This window comes from Variovorax beijingensis (assembly GCF_007828835.1).
Classification (GTDB): domain Bacteria; phylum Pseudomonadota; class Gammaproteobacteria; order Burkholderiales; family Burkholderiaceae_C; genus Variovorax; species Variovorax beijingensis_A.
Genome location: NZ_VIVL01000005.1, coordinates 277,953 through 288,995, shown reverse-complemented (window position 1 = coordinate 288,995; position 11,043 = coordinate 277,953). Strand labels below are relative to the sequence as shown.

Here is an 11,043-nt window from a genome sequence, read left to right as displayed (position 1 = left end):
GGCTGGGCCGACCCACTGCGGGCCGGCCTACGGTTCGGGACAACTCATCCGGGTGAGCGGCGATTTGTTTAGAAAATGGCACAAAGCCCTTCATCCTTGATGGGGCTTTAACTAAATTTCTTTGAATCGCAATGGACGAATTTGCTACCGACGCAACCGCGTTGATCCGGTGTGAGCGCTTGGGCATTTGGTCCGCAAATCCACTCGGTACGACAATGCGCTACAGCGTGCTCGTCCAGCGAGCATTGGCGCCGCCACCACCCAGTACAAAACCTATGAAACAACCCGAGCCGACCTCCTTCGATGCCCTGATGTCCCAAGGCATGGCCGCAAGCCTGGCCAACGATGGCGTTCAAGCCATCGAGTGGTTCCAGAGAGCCAGCGCCGCGGAGCCTGGTGCGGGGTTGCCTCAGTTCCTGCTGGGCGCCGAATTCGCCGCGCTCGGCGACATGGCGCAAGCCGAAGCCGCGTTTGCCAACGCGACACGGCTCTCACCTGGATTCCCGATGGCACGCTATCAACTGGGGCTGCTGCAATTCAGTTCGGGCCGCGCCGCAATCGCCCTGCTGACCTGGCAGCCGCTGCTCAGCCTGCCCGATACAGATCCGCTGCCGCATTTCGTGAACGGATTCGCGGCGCTGGCGCAAGACCACTTCGACGAGGCCCTGCACCACTACCAGCAGGGCTTGACGCTCAACACCACGAACGAAGCACTGTCTGGCGACATTGAAAAGGTCATCGCGGGCATCAAGGCGCTGCATCCGGATGCCTCGGCGGCTGACAACGAACGCTCATCCTCCGGAGACACCGCGGACAACCACGTGCTGCTGGCCAACTACCAGCAGCAGGGACGCGCTCATTGATTCTCGGACGGCGCCAGCGCGGCGCCTGCACGACCGGCACACCGTCTCATGATTGATCCATCCATACAACTGGCAGCGCTGATCCGTGCCCAGTTCGCCGCGCAGTTCAGGGCGCAGAACCGGAGTCGCTCAGAACATAACGCTGCGCCGCGCGAAGTTCAGGCACCGCCCGGTGAAAGCGAAGGCAAGGGCTCGACGCCTGCCGGTGGTCAGCGCCCAGTCCATGCGGACAGCAGCGAAGCAGCGCAGATCCGGCAGACGGTGGCGCTGCGCGTTCGTGCCCTGTCGCCGGACGACCCGCAGCGGCAAAGAAAGGCCTTCCGGCTTTTTCTGGAATCCGTTCTGATGCAGGAGTTCGGCCGCGAGCGGCTGGACGTCAAGGGTTTCGACCAGATGGTCGATGCGGTGCTTCAGCGCATGGAGAGCGACACCGAATTGAATGCGGCGTTGCAAGAAGCAGGAAATCTTCTGCTGGCCGAGGCGATGCCGGCCGAGCCACCTGCCAAGACTGACAGGACGAGCCGCTGACTGACTGGGGGCGTGCACACCCGCCCCTTTCTTCAACGCTCTTCGTCGGCTGGTGGCTTGGGGGCCGGCATGGCAGACGGCTGAAAAAGCTCGGCCATATCCTCCCCCAACGGCCCTGCCCTCCCCCCGAACAACCGCCGCGCGAAGCGCTGCAAGTCGTTGGCATCCTTCACTTCGCCGCTCAGCAGGGCTTGCGCATACCTGCCCGACAGATTGCTCTTGTCGAGCCGCAATGCAAGCTCGGCATGCTCCGCAGCTTCCTGCCGCAATGACTGTCCGGCCAGAACAACGGCCAGGCCTCCGTGGCTCTCTGCAAAGTTTCGATCCAGTGCAAGGGCCGTTTCGAAGCTCGCACGTGCGCCGGCCAGGTCGCCCTGCAAGATCTGGGTCCACCCTAGGCCATGCCAGGTCCCGATATGGCTCGCCATGGCCCACACCGCCTTGTCGAAGGCGGCACGGGCGGCAACCAAATCTCCCCCCAGCAGCGCCGCAAAGCCGCGCGTCGACCAAGCCCTCCCATCACCGGGCTGGCGTTGCAATGCCACATCCGCCAATTGGGCGGCAAGCTTGGCATCGCGGGCGGCCAGCGCCAGCGACGCCTGTGCCACCAGCGCCTCGACCGGATGATCGAAGGGGGAGTCGCTCGAAAGACTGGCGCTGGACCAGCGCTGCGCCGCGGCGAGGTCCGATGCATCGATGGCAATCAGGCTGGCTACGCCGGCCGCCTGCGCATCCAGCGCGCGGCGCTGCTCTGCTGCGCGCGTCCAGGCCATCGCGCGATCAAGCTGGCCGTCGTGATGCATCGCGCGCAACCAGAGTTGCTGCAGGGCACGCGTCGTGGCCAGCGGATGCGTCGCAGCGTCGGATGGAGCCTCGGCCAATGCTTCGAGCGTTGGCGCCAACCGGTCGATACATTCCGAAAAATGGCCTTGCCGAAACTCGATGAAGGCCAGGTTGTGAAGCAGCACTTGAGCGAACCCGGCAGGCGGCTGAGGCGTCTTCGCCAGGACATCGAGAACAGCGAGCGCCTCGTCGTATCGCTGCTGCGCGAGCCAGAAATCGCCCTCGCGCAGCCGCCACGCAAGCGGTTCGGCATCAAGCGCCTGGCCGTGCTGCAAATGAAGGCGAGCCCGCTCCCACTCGCCGCACGACAGCGCCGTCTCGAACGCATCGATCAACAGGGCGCCGTTCGACGGGTCGTCCCGGAGAAAACCCTCGAGCCGGCCCAGCCGCTGTCGCAGCGCAACAAGGCGAGCGTCCTCGGACGCTGCCGCTGCGGAATTGAAAGGTGCGTTCGAATCAGTCATGGGAAGAATATGGATTGATTTGCCTGACGAAAAAACATGTCACCACGACACGTCGCAGCGCGCATCCTTGCGGAGCAGTTCGCGCAACCGCAAAAGCGCTTCCCGATGCAATTGGGACACGCGCCCTCGCGTGAGATTCATGGAACTCGCGATCTCGTTGAACGGAGTGTCCTGCAGATAGTGGTAGCGGATCACGGCTCTCTGCCGGTCGTTCAACTGGTCCACCAGCCCGCGCAGCACCGTGCGCAGTTGATGAATTTCGGATTTACGGAAATAGCTGACTTCAGGAGAAGGGGATTGGCCATCGCTGCCGAAGGCCTCGGCATCTACCATGCCGGTGTCTTCGAGCAAGACCCCCAGCGCGATCCCGATGCCGACGTCCGCCAGGTACCGGAACAACTTGTCAGCATCGCGTGATGGCACAGGATCGCTGGCAGCGCTCTCGCTGTCATTGGCGACATCCGCGGAGGCGGCCTCCTTGACAGCCTCGAGCCGCTCCTGGCGCAGGCGCATCATGGTGCTGATCTGCTGGTTCTTTTCAGTGAGCCGCGGCAAGCCGTTGAGGATCGAACCCTGCACGCGCTTGGCCGCGAAGGTCTTGAACTGAGCCCCTTGCGCGGGATCGAAGCGATCCACTGCCTCGATCAGTCCGAGACGCGCCAGTTGAAGGTAGTCCGCAAACTCGACGTCGTTGTGGGTACGCCTTCGATAGGCCGTGGCTGCCATCATCTTTGCATAAGGCAGATGATGATCGATCAGCTGTGCGCGTGCGCTCTCGTCCCCTTCCTTGCGCCAACGGTGCCAAAGCAGGCTCGTGAATTCCGAGGCGTCCGGTGCCGCTCCATCGGCCTCGCCCTTCTCGGACTTCTCGATCTTCGGATCGAAGAACGGTTGGGGGGTCGGCGGCAGGGTGGAACTCAAGCGCTGCATGACTATGGGTGCTTCAGTGGAAGCTGCCGACCAGCGCCTTGAGCACCAGGCTCCAGCCGTCGACCAGGATGAACATCAGTATCTTGAGAGGCAACGCGATGGTGGTCGGCGGCATCATCATCATGCCGAGTGCCATGAGAATGCTCGACACGATCAGGTCGATCAGCAGGAACGGCAGAAAGATCACGAAGCCGATCTGGAACGCCGCGCGCAGCTCCGACAGCATGAACGAAGGGATGAGCTGCACGTTGCCGATGTCGTCCATCGACTTGGGCGTAGGCGCCTTCGACAGCTCCACCATCAGTGCGAGATCGGCCTCGCGCGTCTGACGAACCATGAAGTCGCGCAATGGAGCAATGCCCTTGCCGTAGCCCTCCTCCATCGACAGCTTGCCGGCCATGAAAGGTTCGAACGCGTCGTGGTTGACCTTTTGCAGCACCGGCGACATGGTGAACAGCGTCAGGAAAAGCGCCAACCCGATCAACACGGTATTGGGCGGCGTCTCGTTCATGCCGATGGCGTGGCGAAGCATGGAGAGCACCACGATGATCCGCAGGAAACTGGTGAGGCAGACCAGCAGCGCCGGAAGAATGGCCAGCACCGTGAGGCCGAGCACAACGCGCAGAGCCTGCGCGGTTTCGGTCGCGGGGGTGCCCTGTCGGGCCGGTGTCGCGGCTGCGACGGTCGATGCGGCTTTGGGGCGAACCGGGCTGGCGGCGGTCGCCACCGGCGCCTGCAGGACAGCGACCAGGGGTGTTGTCGCAGCCGGCGGAGCGACCACCTCCGGCACAACGGCGCCCGGCGTTGCGGAAGGCGTCGCGGCTGGCAACGCAGGTGGTGCTTCCAGCGTTGGGCTGCGGGGCATCTCCTCCGATGCAGCGTCCTCCTGCGACTGCGCCATCGCGTCGTTCATCGGCACGACGAACAACGCGATGGCCAGCAGCATGAGCGCGAGGGCCATGTGCCCGGGCCGCTTCATGCATGCCTCGAACGCGTTCACGCCACGCATCATCGCGGCTCCCCTGGCGCGCCCGGAGCCGGCTCCGCCCCCTCGGTGGCAGACGAGGTCTCGGCCAGCAGCTGGATGGACTGTTCCGTGCACCCCAGCAACAACCGCCGACCGTTCCACACCACGACGTGCAAGCTGTGGCGCTGCGACAGCGGCATGCTCGAAACCCTCTGGATCTCGTGCGAGGGGATCGTGTCCAGCAAGCCGCCAAATCGCGTCCGCCACGCGCCCGGGGGCTTGGCCACGCCCGCCCGCCGGCGGGCGATGACGACCACGAGCGCCAGCAGGCCGCCCGCCATGGCGATGGCCATCCACCAGCGATCGCTCGCGGGCCCGGTCATTTCATTTGGCTGTTCGCGTTTGACCGGAATGCTGTCGGGCAGGCTGCTGGCCGGCCGCGATTCGGCGCCGCCGGCCGGCGCCTCTTGCGCGGCACCCGGCGACGCCAGCAGCAGGCCCGCCACCATGGCAACGCCCATCACACCTCTTCGAACGACGGCTCCTGTCCGCATCCACCGCAACACTGCATGCATTCGTCAGGATCCCGATGCCAGGCCCAAGGCAACGGGTAGCTCGGTGATGCGAACCGCAAAGTGTCCGTCGACCGCCACCAGCTGACCGCGCGCCACGACCTTGCCTTCGATGGTGAGGTCGACCGGTTGATCGAACGTGCGGTCGAGTCGCAGCACCTGGTGCTCCTTGGCGCTCAGCAGTTCTCCGACCGAAATGGTGGCTTCGCCGACGCACACCTGCAGCTTGGCCTTGATCTGGTGCAACGGATTCCAGTCTTTCAGGATCGGCGCTTCAGCCGCATGGTTCGCGGCTCCTTCGGAGTCGGCATGAAGGTCGGGCAAGGCAATGATCTGCGCCGTGGGGAGGCCGCTGGCCTGCTGGGGGCGTGTTCGGAGTTCACCGCGTCCCTCGGCCGCGGTGTTGGCTGCGCCGGTACGGTTGTCGGCAACGATTCCTTCCAGGGCTTTCGTCATGGAGTTTTTTCCTTCGATGGGTGAGTGTTGGGGTTGAGGGCAACCGGCACGGCCAGTTCGACCGCGATGCGGCCGTCGCTTTGCCCCAGCCAGCCGTGGCACACGGGCGTGCCATCCGTGCCGATGACCAGCGCCGGCGAATCGAGCAAATGCTCCAGCGGAACCACGTCGTCGAGACGCAACTCCTGGAGCTGGCCCAGGTTCAGCTCCACGCCGTCAAGCATGACGCGCAAGGCCACGCGTTCCTCGGCCAGGGCCTGGTCCAGACGCGCCTTCGGCAGCATCGGCGCCAAGGCGGTTGGAGCGGATTTCGTCGGGGGCTGATTGCTCAGCAGTGCCGCCACCACGGCATGCGGCAAGCCAAGGCTCCAGACGCCGCCGCACCAAGTCCAGCGCACGCAGAGAACGCCGGACCAGCGGTCTGAAGGAGCGTTCGTTCCGTGCGCGACCCTTGACTGCTGGGGTTCGAGCGCGAAGCCCGCCAGCAGCACACCGAGGCGCTGCAGCCAGTCGGCCCACGCAGCGCGCACCACGGCAGGCGCAATCACCGGTGCGACAGGCGCCGTGCCAGAGGCGGCCAGGTCGAATGCAAACATGTGGTCTGCTAACGCCTGAAGGGCCGCCTGCGAGGCATCGCGGGCGCTGCTGCGCGACAGTGCATCCGGACCTCGCGCGCGGATCGCACCGGCATGCCGCGGTGCTTCGGCGAAGGACCAGCAGGCACGGCCGTCCGCCGCCAGCACCAGGGTGCCGTCAGGCTCGGTGACCTCGACATCGGCCTGCACCGACGCCGCTTCGCGCACGGGACTCCATTCGGCGCTCCAGTCGCGATGCAAGGCGACGAAAAGCGTGCGCAGGGCCTCTTTCTGCGCGGCTTTCCAGCTGCGCAAGGGACGGGCCTTGAGCATCGATTCAGCGGGATCGAGCAGCGCGGAGGCCGCCGCACTGCGAGAAGACACGGCGTTCATTTGCTCTTCATCGAGAACAGCTCCTGCAGCATGTCGTTGGCAGTGGAGATCACCTGCGAGCTGGCCTGATAGCCGCGCTGCATGATCACCAAGTCGCTGAACTCTTGCGAAAGATCGACGTTCGAGATTTCAATCTTGCCCGAGGCCAGCGAACCGAACGCGCCTTGGCCGGCAACGCCGATGTGCCAAGCCTCCTTGTTCAAGACCTCGAACTGGTTGTTGCCCCGTGCGGCCACTGCATCGGGCGAATCGAAGCGCGCCAGCGCCAGACGCGTTCCGTCGAGCGTTCGTCCGTTTGCATACGTCTTCTTCAGCGTGCCGGTGTCGTCGAACACCATGCCGCTCAATGCGCCGGCTCCCACCCCATCCTGCGACCGCATCTCGACCTGGTATTCGCCGGCCCAGTAGGCGACTTCCGTCAAGTCCAACGTCAAGGCCATCGGCGCCTGGCCCGCGGGCGTGTAGGTCATGGAAACCATGGCCGTCTCGGCTGTTGGCCTTCCATTGAGAAAAAGCAACTGCCCCGTGCTGACGACTGTGGTGCCGTCCAGAAGTTCGACCTTCACCGGAATGTTCCCGGAGGTGGTGTCGCCTTTCGTGAACCTGGGGGTCAACGTATGAGTGGCGCCCGCCGCATCGATCACCTGAAGGGTGTACTTGGTGTCCACGGGAATCTTCGGTTGTTGCTGGGTCGTCGTGTTCGGCAGGTTGCCGGCCAGCTTGAAACGAGAACTCGCCCTGCCCAGGTCCATCATCTGTCCTGCGAGCGTGATTGCCACGAAGTTGCCGCCTTCGTCCAGCCCCATGACCTTCTCGCCATTGAGCCGGCTCACCAGCACTCCGTCGGCGTCGAACTTGAACTGCCCGGCACGGGTATAGCTGATCTTGCCGTCTGCGTCCTGCAGGACGAACAGGCCCTGACCGTCGACCGCCATGTCGAGGTCATTGCCCGTCTGGCGCAGTTCACCTTGCTTGAATGACAGTGTCGTTCCGGCGGTATCAAGCCCAAAACCGGCCCGGCTGTAGTTCTGGCTCGCATAGCCGCCGCTCAGGTTGCCGCCTGAATAGAACATGTCGGCGAACTGCAAGCTCGAACTCTTGAAGCCCGGCGTGTTCATGTTGGCCGTATTGTTGGCGATCACACGCAAGCCGCGCGAATAGCCCAGCAAGCCGGTCATTCCAACGTAGATTGATTCAAGCATGAGAGATCTTTCGTAGATTCAAAACATCGGCTCCGCACCGTGAAGTTGCGCATATGCTCACCGCACTGCAACCAGTTGGCTGAGTGAGACATCGGTCAGAACGGCGCCGCTGGCCAACTTGACCGACAGCAACGGCGAATCACCGGATAGCGAAAGCGCGCTCACGGTGCCGGTGACAGACCCCGTCGATGTGGTCACATCGACGGTCTTTCCAATCAATCCGACCGACTGCAGCGCCGCCTGGTTGCTGATCAGCGTCGCGATCTTGGTATTGAGCTGCTGGGTCTGTTCCAGGCTGGTGAACTGGGCCATCTGCGCCATGAACTGTTGGTTGTCCATGGGCTTCAGGGGGTCCTGGTAGGTCAGCTGGGTCAAGAGAATCTTGAGGAAGTCCTCCATGCCCAGGCTGTTCGCCTGCAGGTTGGTAGTGCCTGTACTGCCTATTGCATCAATTGCCATCACGCCCCCTTGTTTGAATGAAATGAATCGACCACGACGGACGGGCTACAGCCGTCCGATATGGATGTGTTGCCGGCCAGGGATGCCTCGGGCTCGGCACGCCAGACCAGGCGTCCGTTGCACACGACCTGATAGAGGCGCTGACCGCGGTCCTGCAGCATCCCGCGTTGAAGATCGCCCACGATGCGGGGCAGCATCGCTGCCAGCGCCGCATCGTCCGCACGCATGGCGATCCACACGGCCTGGCCTTCAGGCATGGACTCTTCATGCAGGCGCAGCGGCGCCTCGGCATCAGGCGGCGGCGGCTGTTGCTCCCGCGATTCGGCAGTCGCCTCGACCTCTGCGTTCGGGTCGCTGCCGGCCGCGAATTCGTCGTTCAGCCGAAACAGGTTTCCGAGGCGGCGCATCTGCACATCCACCGATGCCCTGGCTTCCGGCAGCGCCTCGGTGATACCTGCAGGGCGCGCCTCCGTGAAAAACCGAACGGCTGCGCACCGTGTTTGCGCAGCGCCTTCGAACACATCGGCCTCGCCCATCCGCGGGCTTGCAGCGACGGGCTCCAGGGCCAAGGCCGGTTGTGATCCAACAGCCGGCGAATTGCCGCCCATGATCGCACCCGGACTTTGTGCCGCGGCGATCATCCCGTTGCGAGTCGGGGCTTCGGGCGGCTTCACTGACGGCGCCGCAGCGTTGCCGTTGGCAGCCACAACAGGCGGCTTGAACCAGGTCGCCATCTGTGCCCGCTCCATCTCCTTCTGCCAGGCGGCCTGCTGCTGCGCTGTATCGCCCTGGCCTGCAAGCGAGCCCTGCCGTGCAGGCAAGGCCGAGGTATTGAGCGCGGCCGCCGCTGCATGGCTGGTGCTCATTGCGATGGCTCCGCAGTACGGCCGCGCGCGGCAGCCGAACGCGCGAGCCAGTCGCGATCCTGCTCGTTGCTGTTGCGCTGGCGGACTTCATCGGCGTATTGGCTCAAGGCATCCTCCTTGTGCTGGGTCATTCCATCGAGACGCAGTTGCAGTGCCATGCATTCCTTGCGCAGCCGATCTCTTTCGGCCAGCTGTTCTTTCCGCTGCACGTCCAGTTCGCGCCATTGGTTGCGCAGATGGCTGAGAAAACCCAAGGCGACCCTGTGAGCGCCGGGATCCATGCGCTGCACCAGCGCCTGGCCGGCCTTGCGGGCTTGCTCGTCGTGCATGCCCAGCACTTCGCTCATGCGGGCTTCCGTTTCGACGAGCGCTTGTTGCGCGCGCGCCAGCGACGCCATGAGCTTGTCCATGCGCCACTGCTGCCGCTGGTGCACCGGCTCGAGCGCATAGACGAAGCCCCGTACATCGACGTCTCGCACGGGCGCAGGGGCCTTGAGGGACGCGGAGTTCATGGCTTGCGTCCGGTGGATGCGACCGCGACTGCGGATGCCGGTGCGAGAACGTCGCGCAGTCCCCGGATCGCCTCGGCGCGAGAGACACCGCCGGTGCTCTGCCGAAGCCAGGATTGCAGCCCGGGCTCGAGCTCGATCGCCCGGTCCAGTTCAGGGCTGGAACCTTTTTCATAGGCACCGATGTCGATCATCTGCCGATTGCGCCCCAGCACGGCCAACTGCTGCACCGCCGCTACCGCGAGCGCGCGCTCCTCCTTGTCGGCCAGTTCGGGCATCAGCCGGCTCACGCTCTTAAGCACGTCGATGGCCGGGTAGTGCCCCCGGTGCGCGAGATGCCGCGACAGCACGACGTGGCCGTCGAGGATGGCGCGCAATGCGTCAGACACGGGCTCGTTGAGGTCGTCGCCTTCCACCAGCACCGTGAGCAGCGCGGTGATCGAGCCGCCGCCCGGCGCCGTGCCGCAGCGCTCGCACAGCTCCGGCAGTTCCGCAAAGACCGACGGCGTATAGCCCCGCGCCGTCGGCGGCTCCCCCGCGGAGAGACCGACCTCGCGCCGGGCCATCGCAAAACGGGTGATCGAGTCCATGGTGAGCAGGACGTTGTGGCCGCCGTCGCGAAAGAACTCCGCGATGGCAAGCGCGGCATAGGCCGCACGCAACCGGGCCAGCGCGGGCTGGTCGGAGGTGGCAACCACCACGACGGAGCGCGCCAACCCCTCGGGCCCGAGCTGCTTCTCGATGAACTCGCGCACCTCGCGGCCTCGCTCGCCGATGAGCGCGATCACATTGATGTTGGCTTGCGTGCCGGTATCGGCATGCGTCTTGACATGCCGTGCCAGCAGGCCCAGCAAGGTGCTCTTCCCGACGCCGCTGCCCGCGAAAATGCCGATGCGCTGGCCCTGCCCGAGCGTGAGCAGGCCGTCGATCGCGCGGATGCCGGTTTCCAGAACACGCTCGATAGGCGGGCGCTGCATCGGATTGATGGGCGCGGCCTTCAGGGGCCTGCGCATCTGTGTCAGCGGCCTGGGTTGGCCATCCAGCGGATCGCCAAACCCGTCGACCACCCGGCCGAGCAGGCTGCTGCCCACGCCGATCTGCGACTCCGCACCGAGCGCCCGCACCTCGCAGCCGACGGCGATGCCATCGACCGATCCGTAGGGCATCAGGGTGACGCGGCCAGGCTTGAGGCCTACCACCTCGGCAAGCACGCCGGGCTGGGTTTTCATGTCGCCGTTCATCGCCGCGCCATCGGAGCGGCCATGTGCCCTGACCATGATGCGGCAGAGTTCGCCCACGGCGGCATCGGGGCCGAGCGCGTCGATCGCGAGGCCCTGCATTTCCTTCACCCAGCCGATGCGGCGGTGCAGTTCGGCGCCTTTCACAGCCTCGCGGTAGACGTCGAGCGCGCTCAAC

General features: G+C 64.8%; 13 protein-coding genes. 2 read left to right on the top strand and 11 right to left on the bottom strand.

The annotated features are described in order from the left end of the window. Positions 1–215: 215 nt before the first annotated feature. Both FB547_RS17460 and FB547_RS17455 read left to right on the top strand, forming a co-directional pair. Complete coding sequence (locus tag FB547_RS17460) at positions 216–863, top strand: tetratricopeptide repeat protein (RefSeq protein ID WP_261380320.1); 648 nt, start codon at positions 216–218, stop codon at positions 861–863. A gap of 48 nt (positions 864–911) precedes the next feature. Then, positions 912–1,391: a hypothetical protein gene (locus FB547_RS17455; RefSeq protein ID WP_145744333.1), complete on the top strand. Its 480-nt coding sequence runs from the start codon at positions 912–914 to the stop codon at positions 1,389–1,391. A 32-nt stretch (positions 1,392–1,423) separates the two neighbouring features. Here the strand turns inward: FB547_RS17455 and FB547_RS17450 are convergent, their stop codons facing one another. From FB547_RS17450 to FB547_RS17400, 11 genes are all read right to left on the bottom strand, one after another. Next, complete coding sequence (locus FB547_RS17450) at positions 1,424–2,698, bottom strand: tetratricopeptide repeat protein (RefSeq protein ID WP_145744332.1); 1,275 nt, start codon at positions 2,696–2,698, stop codon at positions 1,424–1,426. A gap of 39 nt (positions 2,699–2,737) precedes the next feature. Beyond that, on the bottom strand, positions 2,738–3,628 hold the full coding sequence (locus FB547_RS17445) for a sigma-70 family RNA polymerase sigma factor (RefSeq protein ID WP_145744330.1): 891 nt from the start codon (positions 3,626–3,628) through the stop codon (positions 2,738–2,740). A gap of 13 nt (positions 3,629–3,641) precedes the next feature. After that, positions 3,642–4,574, bottom strand: coding sequence for a flagellar type III secretion system pore protein FliP (fliP, locus tag FB547_RS17440; protein ID WP_261380319.1), 933 nt, complete (start codon positions 4,572–4,574; stop codon positions 3,642–3,644). Between the two features lie 62 nt (positions 4,575–4,636). Beyond that, positions 4,637–5,116, bottom strand: a complete 480-nt coding sequence (locus FB547_RS17435) for a flagellar biosynthetic protein FliO (protein WP_186454190.1) — start codon at positions 5,114–5,116, stop codon at positions 4,637–4,639. Positions 5,117–5,173: 57 nt separating this feature from the next. Further along, complete coding sequence (locus tag FB547_RS17430) at positions 5,174–5,623, bottom strand: FliM/FliN family flagellar motor switch protein (protein WP_145744326.1); 450 nt, start codon at positions 5,621–5,623, stop codon at positions 5,174–5,176. Continuing rightward, entirely contained in the window at positions 5,620–6,582 is a 963-nt protein-coding gene (locus FB547_RS17425) for a FliM/FliN family flagellar motor C-terminal domain-containing protein (RefSeq protein WP_186454189.1), read from the bottom strand. Before FB547_RS17425 ends, FB547_RS17430 begins: the two co-directional genes overlap by 4 nt. A gap of 5 nt (positions 6,583–6,587) precedes the next feature. Next, complete coding sequence (locus FB547_RS17420; RefSeq protein WP_145744323.1) at positions 6,588–7,793, bottom strand: flagellar hook protein FlgE; 1,206 nt, start codon at positions 7,791–7,793, stop codon at positions 6,588–6,590. A gap of 57 nt (positions 7,794–7,850) precedes the next feature. Continuing rightward, a complete protein-coding gene (locus tag FB547_RS17415; RefSeq protein ID WP_145744321.1) occupies positions 7,851–8,252 on the bottom strand; it encodes a flagellar hook assembly protein FlgD in 402 nt (133 codons plus the stop codon). Beyond that, positions 8,252–9,118, bottom strand: coding sequence for a hypothetical protein (locus FB547_RS17410; protein ID WP_145744319.1), 867 nt, complete (start codon positions 9,116–9,118; stop codon positions 8,252–8,254). Before FB547_RS17410 ends, FB547_RS17415 begins: the two co-directional genes overlap by 1 nt. Continuing rightward, positions 9,115–9,597 (bottom strand): hypothetical protein, encoded by a 483-nt coding sequence (locus tag FB547_RS17405; protein ID WP_145744317.1) that lies wholly within the window; start codon positions 9,595–9,597, stop codon positions 9,115–9,117. Before FB547_RS17405 ends, FB547_RS17410 begins: the two co-directional genes overlap by 4 nt. Positions 9,598–9,626: 29 nt before the next feature. Then, positions 9,627–11,042, bottom strand: coding sequence for a FliI/YscN family ATPase (locus tag FB547_RS17400; protein WP_145744316.1), 1,416 nt, complete (start codon positions 11,040–11,042; stop codon positions 9,627–9,629). Position 11,043 lies beyond the last annotated feature (1 nt).